Annotated in this window: 20 protein-coding genes, 1 tRNA gene and 1 pseudogene; 6 read left to right on the forward strand and 16 right to left on the reverse strand. The window is 70.2% G+C overall.

The genetic code is table 11. The annotated features are described in order from the left end of the window. The first annotated feature begins 34 nt into the window (after positions 1 to 34). Positions 35 to 2,674: pseudogene (locus JXZ78_RS19970) on the forward strand (phosphoribosyltransferase). Continuing rightward, positions 2,671 to 3,492 (forward strand): hypothetical protein, encoded by an 822-nt coding sequence (locus JXZ78_RS19975; protein ID WP_033039240.1) that lies wholly within the window; start codon positions 2,671 to 2,673, stop codon positions 3,490 to 3,492. Before JXZ78_RS19970 ends, JXZ78_RS19975 begins: the two are co-directional and overlap by 4 nt. Here JXZ78_RS19975 and JXZ78_RS19980 read toward each other — a convergent pair. Then, a complete protein-coding gene (locus JXZ78_RS19980; protein ID WP_030023148.1) occupies positions 3,455 to 4,084 on the reverse strand; it encodes a DedA family protein in 630 nt (209 codons plus the stop codon). The two genes, JXZ78_RS19975 and JXZ78_RS19980, sit on opposite strands and share 38 nt — an antisense overlap. Positions 4,085 to 4,192: 108 nt before the next feature. Here JXZ78_RS19980 and JXZ78_RS19985 point away from each other — a divergent pair, with 108 nt between their 5' ends. The 3 genes from JXZ78_RS19985 to JXZ78_RS19995 are packed head-to-tail and all read left to right on the forward strand — an operon-like array spanning position 4,193 to position 6,645. After that, positions 4,193 to 5,329 (forward strand): sensor histidine kinase, encoded by a 1,137-nt coding sequence (locus tag JXZ78_RS19985; RefSeq protein WP_030023150.1) that lies wholly within the window; start codon positions 4,193 to 4,195, stop codon positions 5,327 to 5,329. Beyond that, the gene (locus JXZ78_RS19990; protein ID WP_030023151.1) at positions 5,320 to 5,976 is read left to right on the forward strand and encodes a response regulator transcription factor; all 657 of its coding nucleotides are present in this window, start codon (positions 5,320 to 5,322) and stop codon (positions 5,974 to 5,976) included. Before JXZ78_RS19985 ends, JXZ78_RS19990 begins: the two co-directional genes overlap by 10 nt. A 9-nt stretch (positions 5,977 to 5,985) precedes the next feature. After that, on the forward strand, positions 5,986 to 6,645 hold the full coding sequence (locus JXZ78_RS19995) for an O-methyltransferase (protein ID WP_030023152.1): 660 nt from the start codon (positions 5,986 to 5,988) through the stop codon (positions 6,643 to 6,645). 211 nt (positions 6,646 to 6,856) lie between these two features. Here the strand turns inward: JXZ78_RS19995 and JXZ78_RS20000 are convergent, their stop codons facing one another. The 5 genes from JXZ78_RS20000 to JXZ78_RS20020 all read right to left on the reverse strand — a co-directional run bounded on the left by JXZ78_RS20000 (position 6,857) and on the right by JXZ78_RS20020 (position 10,881). Next, positions 6,857 to 7,063 carry an FmdB family zinc ribbon protein gene (locus JXZ78_RS20000; protein ID WP_030023153.1) on the reverse strand — a complete coding sequence of 69 codons (207 nt, stop codon included), beginning with the start codon at positions 7,061 to 7,063 and terminating at the stop codon, positions 6,857 to 6,859. Continuing rightward, a complete protein-coding gene (locus JXZ78_RS41090; protein ID WP_106968885.1) occupies positions 7,012 to 7,326 on the reverse strand; it encodes a hypothetical protein in 315 nt (104 codons plus the stop codon). Before JXZ78_RS41090 ends, JXZ78_RS20000 begins: the two co-directional genes overlap by 52 nt. A 10-nt stretch (positions 7,327 to 7,336) precedes the next feature. After that, positions 7,337 to 8,482, reverse strand: coding sequence for a galactonate dehydratase (dgoD, locus tag JXZ78_RS20010; RefSeq protein ID WP_030023154.1), 1,146 nt, complete (start codon positions 8,480 to 8,482; stop codon positions 7,337 to 7,339). Positions 8,483 to 8,716: 234 nt separating this feature from the next. Beyond that, the gene (locus JXZ78_RS20015) at positions 8,717 to 9,358 is read right to left on the reverse strand and encodes a DUF4383 domain-containing protein (protein WP_030023155.1); all 642 of its coding nucleotides are present in this window, start codon (positions 9,356 to 9,358) and stop codon (positions 8,717 to 8,719) included. Positions 9,359 to 9,486: 128 nt separating this feature from the next. Continuing rightward, positions 9,487 to 10,881 (reverse strand): coiled-coil domain-containing protein, encoded by a 1,395-nt coding sequence (locus JXZ78_RS20020; RefSeq protein ID WP_078624565.1) that lies wholly within the window; start codon positions 10,879 to 10,881, stop codon positions 9,487 to 9,489. A gap of 178 nt (positions 10,882 to 11,059) precedes the next feature. Between JXZ78_RS20020 and JXZ78_RS20025 the strand changes: the two genes are divergently transcribed. After that, positions 11,060 to 11,134 (forward strand) — tRNA-Val (locus JXZ78_RS20025). Between the two features lie 68 nt (positions 11,135 to 11,202). Here JXZ78_RS20025 and JXZ78_RS20030 read toward each other — a convergent pair. From JXZ78_RS20030 to JXZ78_RS20075, 10 genes are all read right to left on the reverse strand, one after another. Then, a complete protein-coding gene (locus tag JXZ78_RS20030; RefSeq protein WP_030023158.1) occupies positions 11,203 to 12,357 on the reverse strand; it encodes a tyrosine-type recombinase/integrase in 1,155 nt (384 codons plus the stop codon). Further along, positions 12,357 to 12,545 (reverse strand): helix-turn-helix domain-containing protein, encoded by a 189-nt coding sequence (locus JXZ78_RS20035; RefSeq protein WP_030023160.1) that lies wholly within the window; start codon positions 12,543 to 12,545, stop codon positions 12,357 to 12,359. The genes JXZ78_RS20030 and JXZ78_RS20035 overlap by 1 nt, the downstream gene beginning before the upstream one ends. After that, positions 12,542 to 13,858: a replication initiator gene (locus tag JXZ78_RS20040; RefSeq protein ID WP_050502863.1), complete on the reverse strand. Its 1,317-nt coding sequence runs from the start codon at positions 13,856 to 13,858 to the stop codon at positions 12,542 to 12,544. The genes JXZ78_RS20035 and JXZ78_RS20040 overlap by 4 nt, the downstream gene beginning before the upstream one ends. 165 nt (positions 13,859 to 14,023) lie before the next feature. Then, positions 14,024 to 14,272, reverse strand: coding sequence for a hypothetical protein (locus tag JXZ78_RS20045; RefSeq protein WP_030023162.1), 249 nt, complete (start codon positions 14,270 to 14,272; stop codon positions 14,024 to 14,026). Positions 14,273 to 14,297: 25 nt separating this feature from the next. Then, positions 14,298 to 14,492, reverse strand: coding sequence for a hypothetical protein (locus JXZ78_RS20050; protein WP_030023165.1), 195 nt, complete (start codon positions 14,490 to 14,492; stop codon positions 14,298 to 14,300). Between the two features lie 26 nt (positions 14,493 to 14,518). Continuing rightward, positions 14,519 to 14,710 (reverse strand): mobile element transfer protein, encoded by a 192-nt coding sequence (locus tag JXZ78_RS20055; protein WP_030023167.1) that lies wholly within the window; start codon positions 14,708 to 14,710, stop codon positions 14,519 to 14,521. A gap of 12 nt (positions 14,711 to 14,722) precedes the next feature. Beyond that, on the reverse strand, positions 14,723 to 15,370 hold the full coding sequence (locus JXZ78_RS20060) for a DUF2637 domain-containing protein (RefSeq protein WP_030023168.1): 648 nt from the start codon (positions 15,368 to 15,370) through the stop codon (positions 14,723 to 14,725). Positions 15,371 to 15,454: 84 nt separating this feature from the next. Next, positions 15,455 to 16,831: an FtsK/SpoIIIE domain-containing protein gene (locus JXZ78_RS20065; RefSeq protein ID WP_030023170.1), complete on the reverse strand. Its 1,377-nt coding sequence runs from the start codon at positions 16,829 to 16,831 to the stop codon at positions 15,455 to 15,457. Further along, complete coding sequence (locus JXZ78_RS20070) at positions 16,831 to 17,187, reverse strand: SCO3933 family regulatory protein (RefSeq protein WP_030023172.1); 357 nt, start codon at positions 17,185 to 17,187, stop codon at positions 16,831 to 16,833. The genes JXZ78_RS20065 and JXZ78_RS20070 overlap by 1 nt, the downstream gene beginning before the upstream one ends. A gap of 156 nt (positions 17,188 to 17,343) precedes the next feature. Further along, on the reverse strand, positions 17,344 to 17,504 hold a 161-nt coding region (locus tag JXZ78_RS20075), incomplete at its 5' end, for a UTRA domain-containing protein (protein ID WP_238783245.1).

Here is a 17,504-nt window from a genome sequence, read left to right on the forward strand (position 1 = left end):
CACCGGGCCGAGGACGTCCAGGAAGCAACGGATGATGACGGCGGCGGAAGAGACGAAGGAGACGGGCACAGTGGTGTGGACGGGAGAGTGGGTCGCCCAGCGACTCGGTGTCTCGCTGAGCGGTGGGGCGGAGCTGCCCAGGCTGCTCGGCCTGGCGCTGCGGCGCAATCCGAAACGGGCGCACCTGCTCGTGTCGAACGTGCTCGGAAAGCACGTACCGCAGCGGCCGGACACGGTCTACGGCGCGGGCCTCGGGCTCGGACGCCAGGTCCGTGAACTGCTCGGTGACACCGAGGCGGCACGCGCCGTCGTCCTGGGATACGCCGAGACCGCCACGGGCCTCGGGCACAGCGTGGCCGACGGGCTGGCCCTCGCGCCCTATCTGCACTCCACGCGGCGACCGGTCGCGGGGGTCGAGCAAGCCGGCGGCTTCGAGGAGGAGCACAGTCACGCGACCTCGCACCTGCTGCTCCCCGAGGACCCGGCGCTGCTGGCCGGCGACGGCCCCTTGGTCCTCGTCGACGACGAGTTCTCCACCGGCCGCACGGTCCTGAACACCATCAAGGCACTGCACGCCCGCTTCCCCCGCGAGCGGTACGTCGTCGTCGCGTTGGTCGACATGCGCTCGGACTCGGACCGCGGCCAGCTGCGGAAGTTCGCCGCGGACCTGGGCGCACGGGTCGACCTCGTCGCGCTGGCCGCCGGTGGCGTACAACTCCCGGCCGACGTCCTCGAACGCGGCCAAGCCCTCGTAGCCACGCATCAGGACACGACATCCACGTCTGCGCCGACGTCCGCGAGCCGGGCTCCGGGAACCTCGGCGGCCGACGCCGGGGAGGGTGGTAGCGGCACTGGCAGTTGCGGCAGCGGGAGCAGCCGTGGGAGCGGGGCCGCAGTCTCGGACGAGGCCATGGCCCCGAGCGGCCAGGCGCAAGCCGTACGAGTCGACCTCGGTTGGCCGGAAGGCGTGCCGGACGGCGGGCGCCACGGCTTTACCACCACCCACCGGGCCCGTCTGGAGGCGGCGCTGCCCGGCATGGCGGGCCGGGTCGCGAATGAGCTCACCGGCGCCCGCCGGGTGCTGGTCCTCGGCAACGAAGAGCTGATGTACACACCGCTGCGCCTCGCCGGAGCCCTGGACGACCGGACACCGGCCGAGGTGTATTTCTCGACCACCACCCGCTCCCCGGTCCTCGCCGTGGACGACCCGGGCTACGCCATACGCACCCGGCTGGCCTTCCCCGCCCACGACCGGCCGGCTGACGGGCCGGGGGAGCGGTACGCGTACAACGTCGCGGCCGGCGCGGATCCGCGGCGGCGCTTCGACGCGGTCGTCGCCGTCATCGACTCGTACGGCGACACTCCGGAACTCCACGGTGCCGACGGCCTCCTGGGCCGGCTGGCCGCCCACACCGACCGGCTGCTGCTCGCCGTCATTCCTTCCTACACACCGGCGGACCCGCTGCCGCAGACGCCGGAGCCCGCCCCGAAGCCCACGCCCCACGCCACGCGACGACAGGTCTGACCGATGCCCCTCCCCGAGCCGCTGCGCGGCCCCGCCTTTTCCTCCTACGACCCCGACGAGGTCGGCTGGCTGCTCCAGGACCTGTCCTCGATCACCCTCGAAGCGCCGACGGAGGAGCGTGAGGAGGCGATACAGGCTGGTGGTGCCCACTATGCCGAGTCGCTGCCCGTCGAGTACCAGCCGAGTGAGCAGTACCAGGCGCTTTTCCACAGTGCCTTGGAGACCTCTGCCGGCCGCATCGCGCGGGCGGTCGGCACCGTCACCGAAACGGTGCTCGCCGAGCGCTCCGCCCGCCCGGTACTGGTCTCGCTGGCCCGCGCCGGCACCCCGGTGGGCGTTCTGATGCGCCGCTGGGCCCTGCACGCCCACGGGCTCGACCTGCCGCACTACGCGGTCTCGATCGTGCGCGGCCGTGGCATCGACACCACCGCCCTGCGCTGGCTCGCCGCCCACCACGACCCGGCGGACGTCGTCTTCGTCGACGGCTGGACGGGCAAGGGCGCCATCACCCGGGAACTGGGCCAGGCGGTGCGCGACTTCCCCGGCTTCGACCCGCGGATCGCCGTCCTCGCCGACCCCGGAGGGTGCGTGGACACCTACGGCACCCGTGACGACTTCCTCATCCCCTCCGCGTGCCTCAACTCGACCGTATCCGGCCTGATATCGCGCACCGTACTCCGCGACGATCTCGTCGGGCCCGACGACTTCCACGGCGCCAAGTTCTACCGCGATCTCGCGGAGGCCGACCTGTCGCGCGTGCTCATCGACACCGTCGCGGCGCGGTTCGACGAGGTCGCCGAGCAGGTCGCCCCCGACGTGAAGGAACTGGCCGCGGCCGACCGGACACCCACCTGGGCGGGCTGGGCCGCGGTCGAGCGGATCAGTGAGGCGTACGGCATCCACGACGTCAACCTCGTCAAGCCGGGTGTCGGTGAGACCACACGGGTACTGCTCCGGCGCGTCCCCTGGAAGATTCTTGCCCGGCGCGGCGCCGGAACGGACCTCGATCATGTGCGTCTCCTCGCTGAACAGCGGGGCGTCCCCGTCGAAGAGGTCGACGAACTCCCCTACACCTGTGTCGGACTGATCCACCCCCGCTTCACGCGGGGCGCGACGGGTGCGGACGGCAAGGCGGTGACCGCGCCGTGAGCACGATCGTCGCCAGCGACCTGGACCGCACCCTCATCTATTCGGCCGCCGCACTGGACCTGGCCGTGCCCGACGCCGAGGCACCCCGCCTGCTCTGCGTCGAGGTCTACGAACACCGGCCGCTCTCCTACATGACGGAGACGGCGGCGGAGCTGCTCGCCGGCCTCGCCGACGCCACCACGTTCGTCCCCACGACCACGCGCACCCGCGAGCAGTACGGCCGGATCCACCTCCCGGGCCCCGCACCGCGGTTCGCCATCTGCGCGAACGGCGGGCACCTGCTCGTCGACGGAGAGTCCGACCAGGGCTGGCAGCGCACCGTCGCCGCCCGGTTGAGCGCGGAGTGCGCATCGCTCGACGAGGTACGTGCGCACCTGCTGCGGACCGCCGACCCGGCATGGCTGCTCAAGGAACGCGTGGCCGAGGACCTCTTCGCCTACCTTGTCGTCGAGCGCTCGCTGCTGCCGCAGACCTGGGTCAAGGAACTCGCCGAGTGGGCGGCTGCCCGCGGCTGGACCGTCTCGCTCCAGGGACGGAAGATCTACGCCGTGCCGAAGCCGCTGACCAAGAGCGCCGCCGTCGCCGAAGTCGTCCGCCGGACCGGCGCCTCGCAGGTATTCGCCGCAGGCGACTCGCTGCTGGACGCCGACCTGCTGCTGGCCGCGGACCGCGGGTGGCGTCCCGGTCATGGTGAGCTGGCGGACTCCGGGTGGAGCGCTCCGCACGTCACCGCGCTGGACGCGCGCGGAGCCGTGGCGGGCGAGGAGATCCTGCGGGCGTTCACCCACGGCGTCGCTGTCCCCGACCACTCCTGCTGAGCCGTATGACGAGGAAGGCCAGGACTGCCAGCATGGCGGCCACCAGTACGACCTTCGAGTACGCGTCCACATAGCCGGTCACCTCCTCCCAGTTCTCGCCGAGCGCGTAGCCGGCGAGGACGAAGATCGAATTCCAGATCAGACTGCCGAGTGTGGTCAGGACGAGGAAGGCCGGTATCGACATCCGCTCGATACCGGCCGGAATCGATATCAGGCTGCGGAAGATCGGCACCATCCGGCCGAAGAACACCGCCTTGTTGCCGTGCCGCTGGAACCAGCGTTCCGTCCTCTCGACGTCGGAGACCTTGACCAGCGGCAGCTTGGCCGCGATCGCGAGCATCCGGTCCCGGCCGAGCAGCGCGCCCACGCCGTAGAGGGCGAGTGCGCCGAGAACAGACCCGAGCGTCGTCCACAACAGGGCGGAGAACAGCGTCATTTGGCCTTGCCCCGCCGCGAAGCCCGCCAGGGGGAGGATCAGCTCGCTGGGCAGGGGAGGGAAGAGGTTCTCGGCGGCGATCGCCAGGCCGGCGCCTGGCGCGCCGAGTGTGTCCATGAGTCCGGTGATCCAGCTGGTTTCCGCGTGTTCGTTCATGCTTCGACGCTAGAAATCCGCGTCCGTCGGCACATTGCGGAAAACCGCACGGAACACTGCGGTTTTCCACAGTGCGGCGGTGCCGGCGCAGCCACTAGCGTTCCGATCATGCGGGGGATGGCACGGCGCGGGATGCGCCTCACGGTCGGATTGTTGGTCGGCGCGGGCACGGTGGCGGTCGAGCTGCCGTTCATCGTGCTCTCGGGGCTCGCGCTGCTCTGCGTTTTCGTCTGGCCGCGCGGGAGACGCAAGGTGCTGGAGCCGGTGACGGCCGTAGCCCGGTGGCTCATCGAGTCGGCACGCCGCCGACTGCGGTTCGGCGGCGCCGACTTCGCCTACGGGTACGACGACGAGCGCGCGCTCAAATACCTGGCAGTCCGCTGGCTGCTGGGCCTTCTGGGCGCGGGAGTGGTCTTCACCACGCTCATAGGGGCGACCATAGTTCTCTGGGCGTCGACGGTATGGACGTTCACCCACGTCGAGCACCCGGTCGATGTCGCGGAGACCGGCGTGGGCGCCGCGCTCCTGCTCTTCCTCAGCCTGCAAGGAGTGTTCGGAGTGGCGACGCTGGAAGCCCGGCTCGCGCGGCACTTCCTCGGCCCTACGCACGAGAAAGAGCTGCAACGCCGGGTCGCGGAACTGGCCTCCAGCCGAGCCGGGGTCGTCGCCGCGGTCAACGACGAACGCCGCCGCATCGAGCGGGACCTGCACGACGGCGTCCAACAGCGATTGGTGGGCCTGGGGATGCTGCTCGGTCGCGCCCTGCGCAGCAAGGACGAGGCTCATGCGGTCGAGCTGCTCCGACAGGCGCACGCGGAAAGTCGCCTGGCGCTGACCGAGTTGCGCGAGGTCGCCTGGCGCATCTATCCGACGGTGTTGGACGAAGCGGGTTTGCAGGCCGCTCTGGAAACCGTCGCGGAGCGTTCCTCGGTTCCTGTCCGGCTGGCCTGTCGCCTCACCCAGGAGCCCGAGGCCGCCGCGGCGGCCGTCGCCTACTTCGTCGTGTCCGAGGCGGTGACGAACGCGGTGAAACACTCCTGTGCGGAAGCCATAACCGTCACCGTCGACCGTGACGAGAACATGCTGACCGTCCGGATCCAGGACGACGGCTGGGGCGGTGCGAATCCCTCGGGAAGCGGGCTGTTCGGTCTGGCACGCCGGGTCGCCGCAATGGACGGCCGGTTACGGGTGGACAGCCCGGTCGGCGGACCGACCACGATCACCGCGGAGTTGCCGTGCGCGTAGTACTTGCCGACGATTCGACCCTGCTGAGGGAGGGCCTGGTGCGACTGCTGACGGAAGAGGACCACGAGGTGACAGCCGCGGTCGCAGATGCCGCCGAACTGATGACGGTGCTGGAGCGCGCGCCGGCGGAGCAGCGGCCCGACGTGGTGGTCGTGGACGTACGGATGCCTCCCACGCACACGGACGAGGGACTGCGAGCGGCGGTGCAGATCCGTGAGCGCTGGCCGGACGTGGGTGTACTCGTCCTCTCGCAGTACGTCGAGCGGCGGTACGCCACCGAGCTGCTGACCGAGGACAGCGAAGGGGTCGGCTATCTGCTCAAGGACAGAGTCGTGCAGGTGGACGAGTTCTTGGACGCGCTGGAGCGGGTCGGCTCGGGCAAGGCGGCCTTCGACTCGGAGGTCGTGCGCGTCCTGTTCTCCCGCAGCAGCCGCACCGACCCGCTGAACTCGCTCACGGCACGTGAGCGTGAGGTGCTCGCCCAGATGGCCGAAGGCCACACCAACGCCGCTATCGCCGGGAGGCTGCACATTTCACAGAGCGCGGTGGAGAAGCACACCAACGCGATCTTCGACAAGCTCGGTCTGGCGGGCACTTCGGGCTACTCTCGCCGCGTTCTGGCCGTTCTGCGCTATCTGGGGACCTGAGGAGTACCGGTGACCAAGAGCAAATCCACCGCGATCACGGAGGAGCTGTACGACTACGTCCTCGCGCACAATCCGCCGCTGGACGCTGTGCAACGGAAGCTGGTGGAGACCACCTACCAGCGTTTCCCCGACGAGGCGCAGATGCAGTCTGCCCAGGAGCAGGGTCCGCTGCTGGCCTTCCTGGTCCGTCTGTGCGGTGCGCGCCGCATCGTGGAGGTCGGCACGTTCACCGGCTTCTCCACCCTGGCGATGGCACAGGCCCTGCCTCCGAACGGTGAGCTGATCGCCTGCGACGTGTCCGAGGAGTGGACGGCATTTGGCCGTGAAGCGTGGGAGAAGGCCGGTGTGGCGGACCGGATCGATCTGCGCATCGGACCGGCGCTGGACACCCTGCGGGCGATGCCCGCCGAGCCGGCCATCGATTTCGCCTACCTGGACGCGGACAAGCCCAACTACATCGCCTATTGGGACGAGTTGGTGCCGCGCCTGCACCCAGGTGGGTTGATCGTCGCGGACAACGTCCTCTTCGGCGGCACCGTCACCGACCCGCAGGTGGAAGGCGCAGCCGCGGCGATCAGGGAGTTCAACGACCACGTCAGGGCGGACCAGCGGGTAGAGGCGGTGATACTCACCGTGGCAGACGGCCTGACGGTGGCACGCAGGCTGTAATGGCCGGGTGCGGGTGCGGGTGCGGGTGCGGGTGCGGGTGCGGGCGCGGGCTTCGGGCGGAGATATGGCAAAGCGGGTGCCGGGTGCGGGAAGCCGAGCTGGGATCGAGGCCGGCGCCCGGGCCCGGAGCGACCACCGGGCAAGCCGAAGCCACCGGCGCCACCGGTGCTGATGGCGCCGCCGATGCCACTGGAACTATCGGCGTCCGGTTTCAACCGCAGCATCCGCCTCCGCAGCAGCCACCGCCGGAGGTCGGGGCGGAAGCGGCAGCCGAGCCGCCGACGGCGACCGTGGACAGCAGCTTGACCGTGTCCTCGTGTCCGTCCGGGCAGGTGGCCGGGGCGGAGGACTCGGCCATCGGGCGGTTCAGCTCGAAGGTCGAGCCGCAGGAGCGGCAGCGGTATTCGTAACGAGGCATGGCGACAGATTAGCCCGCGAGCGGGGGAGAGGGGGCGGGTCGTGGAGAGGAAGCGGTCCGGGGCAACGTACGACTGTGCCGGGAGGCGTGCCGAGGAGATGCGGTTCGGCCCGGATGGGGGCGCCCTCCCAGTCACCGGGCCAGGCGACCGCGAAGGCGCCGGTCGTCACGGCCCGTACGAGGCGCCCGGTGGCCCATTCGCCGTCCAGCAGAGCGGAGGGGTACCCCGCCACGAAGGCGTCACCGGCACCGACCGCGTCCACGGACGTACAGTCACCACTCGGCGAACGAACCGTCCGCGTGACGCCAGACCGGGTTGCGCCAGGCGTGCCCCCGCCTGTCGGCGGCTCGTACGGCCGACTCGTCGACCGTCACACCCAGCCCTGGGCGGTCGGTGCGCAGGAGAAAGCCGTCGTGGAAGCGGAACGGTTCCGGGTCGGCCACGTAGTCGAGCAGTTCGGCGTCCTGGTTGTAGTGGATGCCGATGGACTGCTCCTGGATGAGGAAGTTGGGGGTGGTGAAGGCGACCTGAAGACTGGCGGCGAGGGCGACCGGACCGAGGGGGCAGTGCGGCGCGAGCTGGGCTCCGTACATCTCCGCGAGGGCGGCGATCCGGCGCAGTTCGGAGATGCCGCCCGCGTGCGAGATGTCCGGCTGGAGGATGGCGACACCCGCTTGGAGAGGCGCGAGGAACTCCTGCCGGGTGAAGAGGCGCTCGCCCAGAGCGAGCGGGATGTTGGAGGCGTTGACCAGGTCGGGAAGCGCGTGCGGGTAGTCGCAGAGCACGGGTTCCTCGACGAACATCGGTGCGTGCTCGGCCAGCAGAGGAAGGAGGCGGCGCGCGTTGGCGGGGGAGACCCGGCCGTGGAAGTCCAGGCCGAAGTCCCGTTCATCGCCCAGTACGGCACGGGCGGTCTCGGCCCGGCGCAGGCAGTCGCGTACCTCCGCGCGGGTGGCGACCGGTGACATCCGGCCGCAGCCGTTCATCTTGACGGCGGTGAAGCCCGCCTCGACCTGGGCGGTCAGTGCGTCCCGGATCTCGTCCGGTGCGTCGCCCCCGACCCAGGCGTACGCGCGGACGCGTTCCCGTACGGGGCCGCCGAGAAGCTGGTGCACGGGTACGCCGTACCGCTTGCCCTTGATGTCCCACAACGCCTGGTCCAGCCCGGCGACCGCGGAGGAGAGCACCGGGCCGCCTCGGTAGAAGCCGCCCTTCGTCATGACCTGCCAGTGGTCCTCGATACGCGAAGAATCCTGGCCGAGCAGGTACTCGGACAGGACTTCGACGGCGGCGCGTACCGGCTCGGCACGGCCCTCGACCACCGGCTCGCCCCAGCCGACGAGACCGTCGTCGGTCTCCACGCGGACGAACATCCAGCGTGGCGGGGCCAGGAACGTCTCGACACGGCTGATCTTCACAGGCCGCCGCCCTTCCTCTGGTCGTGGCTGGTCAGAGGCTGGCATGTGGGGCCGGGGGTCAACAACCGGTGGGTGGGAGGAAGGACGGCGGAGAAAGGACGGAGAAGAGGGGAGCGGTGGGGATGCAGGGAGCCGCGAGGGCGGGGGCTGCGGGCTGGGTGGCCGAGGTGGGCGGGGCGGGTGCGGCAGAGGTTGAGGCAGAGACGATTGGTGACACCTGCGCCGACCCTGATGTCACAAGGCGTGCCCGCGGTGTTTCGGGCGGCGGTGACGGCCGACCGAAGCGGGTTCGTGCCGTGGTGAGACATGAGCGCCGGTGCGGGGCGGGGCCGGACGCCGGGTCTGGCGCTGCGCCACTTCCGGGTGCCGGGCGCGCCAGTACGGGTTGTCGTGGGGCAGACCGCCGGAGACCCGTCCGTACATGCCGAAGACCAGCAGCATCAGACCGACGACAAAGCTGAACAGGACGTTCTGGATGCGGAAGGCCAGATAGTTGAAGCCGGTCTCCAGGATGGCGAGGTTGATGAAGCCGCTCAGCAGGAACGCCATGCCGAGCACGATGTTGAGTGTGGAGGCGAGGTTCCCGCCGATCACCATGCCACCGAAGAGGACCACGCCCACGATGATCGACAGCACGCTCAGCGCGCCGTTGGTGTTCAGTCCGGCGACGGTGTCGCCGCCCGTGTCGAAGAATCCGATCTTGTCGACCAGTCCGAGAATGCCGAAGGCGACGAGAACCAACCCCATCAGGCCGGCGCCGAATCGGTACACCGTGCTGAGCCGGTGATCGACGGGCAGATGTTCGTCGAGTCGCGTGTGCCGCACCTTGCCGCGCAGCGTCCGGATGGGCCCGTGCAGAGCCTGGCCAGCGTCCATGTTCCGGCCTCCTTAGCGCGATGAACCGCCTGGGCCGTGCTTGACACCAGCATCCGCCCGTACCGGGCGTAACGCCATAGTGCCAGGTCACAGGGCTGCACGAGCCCTGCCGACCGTCCGGAGCCGACTCAGCCCGCTGCTCCGCCGCCCCGCTCGTCGCGGATCTCCTGGACGACGCGGGCCGCGGTCTGCCGTACCGCCTCCGTCTCGGTCAGGAAGTGCCACCAGTCCGGGTGCCGCCCCTCCAGACCGGCGATCGCACGCTCCAGGCGCGCCACCGCGTCGTCCAGCGGCCGGGCGTGCCGCGGGTCGGGCGTGCTGCGTCCCGCCATCGCCAGACGCTGCGCGTCCCGCACCGCGAAGCGCGTACGCTCGACCTCCTTCTCACGGTCGAAGGACACCTCGTCCAGCCGCCGCAGCCGGTCGCCGGCTGCCGAGACCGCCTCGTCGGTGGTGTTCAGCAGGGCCCGCACGGTCGCCAGCAGGCTCGTGGCGTCGGCCCATCGCTGCTCGTCCCGTGCCCGCTGGGCCTCCCGCACCTTGTTCTCGGCCTGCGCGACGGCGTCCGCGGCCTGCTCCGGTACATGCTGGAGGTCCTGCCAGCAGGCAGCGCTGTACCGCCGCCGCAGCTCGCTCAGTACGGGATCGACCTTGCTCGCCCGCGTCGTGATGGCCTGGGCACGGGTACGCAGCGACACCAGCCGCTTGTCGATCTCAGCGGCCTTCTCGGGCAGCCGCTCCGCCTCGGTCCGTACGGACTCGGCCTGGCGCAGTACGTCGTCGGCGCGCCGGATCGTCTCCTGCACGCCGTGCTGACCGGCGCCCTGGTTCAGCTTGGTCAGCTCGGGCGACAGGGCGGCCAGCCGGGCCGCCAGATCGTCGGCCTGGAAGCCCTGCGCCCGGACGGCGTCGAGCGCGTTGCTCGCCGCGAGCAGGGCCTGCCGTGCCCGTTCCACCGCAGGTGCGAGCCGCGCCAGCTGGGTCTCCGCGGTCTGCAGGAGCGGACCGAGCCCCTGGGCGAACCGGTCGAGGTCGGCCTTGACCCGCTCCAGCTCCTCCTTGGCCCGGGCCAGGTCGGCGCGGGCCCGCGAGGCGGCACCGGCGTCGAGGTCGTCCCGGTCGAGATCATGGGCGTCGACAGCGCTGATGTAGCCCTGGCTGACCTCGTCGATCCGCCGCCCGAAGTTCTCGTAGTCCTTCGCGGCCCGGCCGGCCGCCGGCGATCTGTCGACCGCCGTGATCGTCTCTATGGAGATCCGCAGATCGCGCTGTGCCGTGTCCAGCTCGTAGAACGCCGCGGCCGCGGCATCCTTCGCGGCCTGCGCGTCCGCCCGCTGGCTCTCCCCGCGCCCGAACCAGCGCCGCGTACCACCACCCGCGAACGCGGCCGGCGCCGCGGCCACCAGCAAGGGCAGCGGCAGCAGAAGCAGGGCCATCGTGTCCCGGAACGCGCCCCCTCGGGAGCGACGGCGTACTGCACGGCGTGCTCGCTGCTCGTGCGGCTGCGTGTGTGTCGCCGTCACATCCCTCTCCCGATCGCATCGCCCCAGGCCCGACTGCCATTCTCCCACCCAGTGGGAACGAACACAGTGGCCGGTTGGTTCGCGATCCGGGGGGCTGATTCACCGGCCCCGCCGCCGGGGCCCACGTCCCTGGTTTGCGAAGCAGCCCAGGAAGCAAGGTAGTCTGTCGGCTCAGCCAGGGCGCATAGCTCAGCGGTAGAGCGCTGCTCTTACAAAGCAGATGTCACAGGTTCAAATCCTGTTGTGCCCACCAGCGCGAAGACCCCTCGTCGATCTTGACGGGGGGTCTTTGACATCCGGGATTGACATCAACGGCGCTGGTCAGCCGATCTCGGGTCGTCTCTTGAGCAGCCGGTCCATGTGGCTCACGGCCTCACGCTGCGTGTCCTGCACGACGTGCGTGTACGTGTTCATCGTGATCGCGATCTGGCTGTGCCCGAGGATCTCCATCACGACGCGGGGAGCGACCCCGGCAGCGGTCAGCAAGGTCGCACAGCCGTGCCGGGCATCGTGCAGCCGGATCACTCGGAGATCAGCATTCTTGGCGACGCGGGTGAAGGAGCGGTACAGGTTGCGCGGCTCGATCGGTCGGCCGGTGCGAGTGGTGAAGACGTAGCCGGTCTCCTCCCACTTCTTCTCAGCGCGCTCCCGCATGGCGGCCTGCCTCATCCGCTGCCACCGGAGGGGCGCGACGCACATGGCCGGCAGGGGCAGGGTCTGCCGACGACGGCGCCCCTTCGGATCATCGTCGTACACCTCGCCGCGGACCCGCTGCCGCTGCTTCCGTACGCGGATTTCGCGCTTGTCGAGGTCTACGTCCGCCCAGCGAAGCCCGACGATCTCACCCCGGCGGAAGCCGAGTGCGATGGCGAGCACGAAGGCCGCGTAGAGCTGATCACGCCGCGAGGCTGCCAGGAACGCCAAGGTTTCTTCCAGCGACCAGGGGGTGAGGTCTCGGGACTCCGGCGAAGGAGGCTCGACCAACGTGGCAACGTTTCGGGTGATCAGCTCCTCCCGGCAAGCCGCCATGAGCGCGGTACGGAGGACCCGGTGGGACTCCTTGGCGGTCGCCGCCGACTTCTTCCGCTCGACCTGACTCAGGAAACGCCGCACGTCCCCGACGCTCAGAGATTCGAGCCGCTTCGTTCCGAGCATGGGCACCAGGTACAGCCGGACGTGTACCTCGTACTTCGCGTACGTCGTGCGCTTGCGACGCGGCTTGATGATGTTCTCCAGCCAGTACGGCAGCCACTCGGCGAGCTTGGCCGACCGCGTGGGCACGGGCACGCCGTTGTCCACCTTGTCCAGCAGCTCACGCCGCTTGGTGTCGCACTCGGCCCAGGTCTTGCCGTAGGCGAACTTTCGGGCACGGGTGCCGTCCGGCTGAAGGACGTACACAGCGGCCTGATAGCGGCCGTCCTTGCGCTTGGTGATCGTGCCGGCGCCGTTGGGGTTGCGCTTCCGCTGCTGTGCCATCACGCAGCCTCCGCAATCTGATCGGCGATGAAGTCGCGGAGGGAGGACAGGGGGATGCGGCGAGCGCGGCCGACCGTGATGGAGACCAGGCGGTGCGAGCGGATCAGGTCGTAGACGGTGGAGCGGCCGAGGCGGAGGCGGGCCATGACTTCCGGGACTGTCAGGAGTTCGTCAGTGGCGGTGGTCATGACCAGTCGCCTCCTTCGGTGTCGAGGGTGGCGCGGTTTTCAAGGGCGGTGTCGCGGGCGAGGCTTTCGGCGAGCCAGGTTTCGGCGTTGGTGAGGCCGGTTCCGGCGTAGACCCAGTGGGCGAGGACGAGGGTGGTGTCCGGGGTGGTCTCGGTCTCTCCTGCGGCTTGAGCGTGGCGCCATTCGGCGCGGGCGTTGCGGAGGGCGCCGAGGGTGGTGGAGTAGCGGCGGGACTTGGTGGAGAAGTGGCCGCGGAAGCCGAGCATGTGGGCCCAGGCGCGGAGTCGGAGTTCTTCCAGGTCTTTGCGGGCGCCGAGGTTCCAGGCGGTTCGGATGAGGCGGCGGGCGTGGTCGTTGATGTCGCGCTGGGCGAGTTCGGCGAGGAACTTCAGCGGGCGGTCGAGGGCTCCGGTCGCGGTTTCGGCGCCCTTGGTGGCGTACTTGGCGATGTACGCAGCCACGGCCCGTTCGGTCAGCTCCTGGCCGCTGTCGAAGTCGGCCGAGCGGATGGTGCGTACGTCGAGCTGGCGGCCGAAGGTGAAGACGTGCGCCCGGCCGTCGATCACGGGGCCGTCCACGCGGGCGGCCGTCGCGGCGGCCTGGATGGCGTCGGCGAGTAATGCGGCGGTGGCCCAGGCGGGCGGCGGGGTGTCGCTGCCGGTCGGGCCGTCGAGGCGGATGACCGCGTGAAAGTGGACGGCGCCGCGCTTTTGGTACTCGGCGACCTTGGCGAAGGACACCCGGGCGTACTGCCGGAACGCGCGCTGAGTGAGGCAGGCGCGCTTGGCGACCTCTCGCCGCAGGTAGATGGAGAAGCGCCGCCAGAGGGCACCGGCGTGCGCGTTCCAGAGGACGGCCGCTTCGTAGTCGTAGGTGTCGGGGTTGAGTGCGGTGCCGAGGGCGGTGTCCTCCTGGTCGTGGAAGGCGCCGCAGCGGCAGCGGCGGACCGAACCGGTCGGCCCGGTGGGGCGGTTGTGGACCGGGCCGAAGCCGGGGGCGGTGAAGGTGGCGAAGACGCGCGGGTGAGCGGCGACGCGTTCCGGGACGCCTTTGCCGCCGCGCAGGCCGGAGGTGATCAGTTGGAAGGTGTCGCGGCGGTAGACCTCGGAGCAGGCCGCGCAGCGGGTGGTGCGGCGGTTGTTGCAGCGGACCAGGAGGTGACCGGCCGGGAGGGTGGAGGAGTCGAGGTGGTGGAGGACGTTGCCGATCTCGCCGGTGCGGGTGTTCAAGGCGCGTTCGGTGCGGTGGCCGTCGAGGCGGATCGGGTGGGTGCAGCCGCCGAGGCCGGAGAGCTGGCGCAGGAGTGCGGGCATGGTGCCGAAGGCGGCCAGTTCTCCGAGTTCGGTGAGCGGGGGCGGGGTGGCGGGGGTGATGATGGCCTTTCTCCTTCTGGCTTCGGCTGGAAGGGGGAGGCCCCCGGGCGGCGGATGCTTGGTGGTATCGAGGCCGACCCGGGGGTTCGGTGTGCTGCTGGTCAGTCAGCGGCGGTGGCGTTCGCGGAGCAGCGAGCGCAGGACCACGGCGGCGACCGCCACGGACACGGCCGAGACGGCGACGGCGGCCAGGAGCGCGGTGAGCACGACCCCGCCGATGAGGGCGGCCGCGACGGCGCCGGTGCTGATGGAGATCTGAGGGACGGGCCGCCGCGCGGGGGCCGAGTCGGCCGCGGTGGGGGTGATGTGCGTGGGCGGCGGCGTCGGGCTGTCGGGGTACTTGGGCAGGAACACGGCAGAGATCTCCTTATCTACTCGTCTAGTCATGTGAGCCGTTGATGATGTTCACGCCGGAGCGCGTGCCGTTCTCGATGGCCGGCGCCATGAAGGTGTGCGAGAGCCAGAAGCCGAAGAGTGCGATCACCACGACGATCCAGATGCGGACGCCGAGGTACTTGACCGCACCCCAGGCGAAGAGGCCGAGGACGACGACGAGCGGCAGGCTGACGGTCACGGGACGGAGTCCTTTCAGCGCGTGGATCAGCGGACGGGGCAGCGGTGGGTGCGGGCGGCCAGTTCGGCGGCGGCGCGGCTGTCGTAGTCGGCGGAGAAGCCGCAGCGCGGAGCCGTGCAGGCGGCGGTGTGCTTCTCCCGGCCACGGCCGTCGTACGACGTGCCGACCTGGACGGGGCCAATGTGGGTGACCGAGCGGAAGCGGCGGTTGGCGCTCATGTAGATCTCCTCTCAGAGCTGGGCGGCGATGGCGTCAGCGATCGGCAGAGGTACGCCGAGGCGGGCGCGCAGGGTCGGGGTGTCGATGGCGGTGCCGGTGCGGGTGTGGTGCTCGGTGGCGACCTTGCGGGCGTGTTCGATCAGGGCGGCCGGGACGGAGACCGCAGAGGGCGCGGGAGTCGGTTCGGGGGTCGGTGGCGCCGGGAGTACCGGTGCCGGGGCGGGCGCGTCCTCCTGGTTCTCGATGGCCGAGGGCTCCTCCTGGTCCTCGTCGGCGGTGGGTGCCTCTGCCGGAACCGCTGCGGAGTGAGCGAGCAGCGTGCCGCCGAGGAAGGCGACCGCAGGCCAACCCGCGACGAGGATGCGCAACCAGGCCGGTACGTGGTTCAGATCGAGCAGCCCGGCGGTGGCGACGTTGGCGCCCAGGGACGCGCCCAGCGCGATCACGAACCAGCACCACCCGGCCGCTTTCTCGTCGCTGGTTCGCAGCCTCCGCCAGGCGGCCACCAGCAGCAGGTCGACGGAGATGGGGTACGCCCATGCCTTCCACCCGTCCTGACCGGCCGCCGAGGCGATGTCGTGCAGGTGGGCGAAAGACAGTGCGGCGGCGATGACCGCCTGGACGAGCACCGCGTCAACGCGGGCCAGCAGGGCGCGCATACTGCGGCTCCTTCCGGATTCAGGCATGGCGGGGGTAGGGACACGGCGTGAGGCGGTCACGCCAACCGGGTGGGGAGGCGGAGTTCAGCCGGTCGTCGGTTGCGGCCGAACGAGCGGGGCCGGGGACTTGCCCGGCCGTACCGGCACAGCAGGCCGGAACGGCTGGAGCGCGGGCATGTCAGGGACCAGGTGGGCCGAGGCATGGCAGGTATCGGCCGCCTCAGCGAGAGACAGGTACGGCGTACGGACGCGGGACCAGCCGCCGGACGCGTCACCGATCACGGCGAGACCGGGCTGTTCAGGGGCGATGGCACAGGCGGCGGAGACCGCTTCGGGCGCGATGTCGCCCAACGCCATCTTCGCGGAGGCTTCATCGTTCACGCGGTGGCAGACGCGTCCGGTCAACTGGGCGCGCAGCATGGTCGCTCCCTTGCCCAGTTCGGCGCCGAAGCGCTGGCCGCAGATCTCCAGGTAGATGCCGGCCGCCCGGCCGAGCTGGGCAAGGCGGATGAGTTGCGTGACCATCTCGTCCCGACGTTGTTCGTCCTTCTTCGTGGCGACGAGGAAGAGTTCCGCCACTTCGTCCACGAACAGCACGACAGGCACCGGACGTTCGTGCTCGGGCAGGTCCCAGATGTCGGAGGTGATCTCCTCATCCGGCGTGTCCGGGGCGACACCCTGCCGGGCCTTGATCAGGTCGTACCGGTCCTCCATTTCCTCAATCAGGACGGGCAGCAGCTCTGCCGCCTGCTCAGGGTCGGTGGCCAGCGCCGAGAGCCGGGCCGCAAACGGTGCCAGCTCCACACCCCGCTTACAGTCGATGCCGACCAGGGCGACCGGCTGCCGAGCCAGCCCGGTGATGAGGTGGCGCAGGTACATGGACTTGCCCGACAGCGTGGCGCCGAGGGTGAGCCCGTGCGGCACGGTGCGGTAGTCCCGTACGAAGGCCGTGGCATCCTCCCGCAGCGCCACCGGGACCTTCAGCAGCCCAGCCTGGAGCTTGCGCGGCATACGGACCTTCCGCAGCACGTCGAAGCCGACCAGCCGCAGGTCGATCACGCCAGGCTTGACGGGTGTCACGTACACGGCGTGCACGCCCCACGCATGGCGCAGGCGTTCGGCCGAGGCCGCCACATCGGCAGGCTCCTGCCCAGGAGCGAGGCGGAGCCGAAGGCGTAACCCGGTCGTGGTCGGCCGGATGATGCCGCGACGAGGCGGTACGGGTCGGACCTCGCGGCGGGCGGTGGCCTTGACCGCCAGGACCCGCAGCCGGGAGGGAGTCACGGTCAGGCCGCACGCTTCCATGACCGAGCTGTAGGAGCCGAGCAGCCGGGCTATTGAGACCGGCAGGCCGACCGTGGACCAGTAGACGCCCGGGTGTCGCGCCCGGGCGTAGGCGGCCCCACCGCCGAGTGCGGCGACGGGACCACCCACCTCCAGAAGCGTTGTCAGGTCGGTCATCAGGCCGCGTTCCCCATGGCGGCCGGGAAGGCGGCCGGAGTGACGGCGGCGGCCCGGTAGGCGATGCCGTGCCGCTGCTGGCCGTTGAACACCGACTCCCACGGCCGGGCGACCAGGCCGGGCAGGGAGACCGGAGCGCCGAGCGCCAGGCCCTCGGAGGCGCCGCTCTCCGGAACGGTGACCTTGATCAGGGACGACTCCCCTTCCTCGATGTAGACGACGCCGATCGTCATCAGCGCTTCGCCGCTGTTGGTGTCCTTCGCGATCTCGCCGGTCTTGCGGTCGCGGACCTTGGGTTCGGGCGCCTCGGTCAGCAGGATCGTCGCGGCCGAGGTCTCCACACGGATGGTGCGCAAGGCTTCTTCCCATCTACTCGTCTAGACAAGTTGCAGTCTGCGTACCCGGCTACTCCGGGAACGTGGACTACCTTGCTACACCACTTGGCCACTCGTCTATACGAGTATGCGTGTTGGGGTGTACGAGTCCGAGGAAGTGGCCTCGCGCACCGTCGGTCAGGTGGCCGGGAGTTGGTAGGACAGGACGTACGCGTCCGCTGCCATCACCGTGTCGCAGACCTCCACGGCCCGCTTCTCCGTGTCGTACGCCGTGCGGATCAGGTGGATGACCGGGACGCCGGACGCCAGTTGCAGCGTCTTGACCTCGGCAGGTGAGG

The organism is Streptomyces monomycini (assembly GCF_022271435.1).
Classification (GTDB): Bacteria; Actinomycetota; Actinomycetes; order Streptomycetales; family Streptomycetaceae; genus Streptomyces; species Streptomyces monomycini.

What these genes read in the sequence shown, in the direction of transcription:
- JXZ78_RS20035 (WP_030023160.1), bottom strand. Translation starts at nt 12,545, where the DNA reads ATGACCACCGCCACTGACGAACTCCTGACAGTCCCGGAAGTCATGGCC.
- JXZ78_RS20015 (WP_030023155.1), bottom strand. Translation starts at nt 9,358, where the DNA reads ATGGACGCTGGCCAGGCTCTGCACGGGCCCATCCGGACGCTGCGCGGC.
- JXZ78_RS19985 (WP_030023150.1), top strand. Translation starts at nt 4,193, where the DNA reads ATGCGGGGGATGGCACGGCGCGGGATGCGCCTCACGGTCGGATTGTTG.
- JXZ78_RS20030 (WP_030023158.1), bottom strand. Translation starts at nt 12,357, where the DNA reads ATGGCACAGCAGCGGAAGCGCAACCCCAACGGCGCCGGCACGATCACC.
- JXZ78_RS20060 (WP_030023168.1), bottom strand. Translation starts at nt 15,370, where the DNA reads ATGCGCGCCCTGCTGGCCCGCGTTGACGCGGTGCTCGTCCAGGCGGTC.
- JXZ78_RS20065 (WP_030023170.1), bottom strand. Translation starts at nt 16,831, where the DNA reads ATGACCGACCTGACAACGCTTCTGGAGGTGGGTGGTCCCGTCGCCGCA.
- JXZ78_RS20000 (WP_030023153.1), bottom strand. Translation starts at nt 7,063, where the DNA reads ATGCCTCGTTACGAATACCGCTGCCGCTCCTGCGGCTCGACCTTCGAG.
- JXZ78_RS20055 (WP_030023167.1), bottom strand. Translation starts at nt 14,710, where the DNA reads ATGAGCGCCAACCGCCGCTTCCGCTCGGTCACCCACATTGGCCCCGTC.
- JXZ78_RS19980 (WP_030023148.1), bottom strand. Translation starts at nt 4,084, where the DNA reads ATGAACGAACACGCGGAAACCAGCTGGATCACCGGACTCATGGACACA.
- JXZ78_RS20040 (WP_050502863.1), bottom strand. Translation starts at nt 13,858, where the DNA reads ATGCCCGCACTCCTGCGCCAGCTCTCCGGCCTCGGCGGCTGCACCCAC.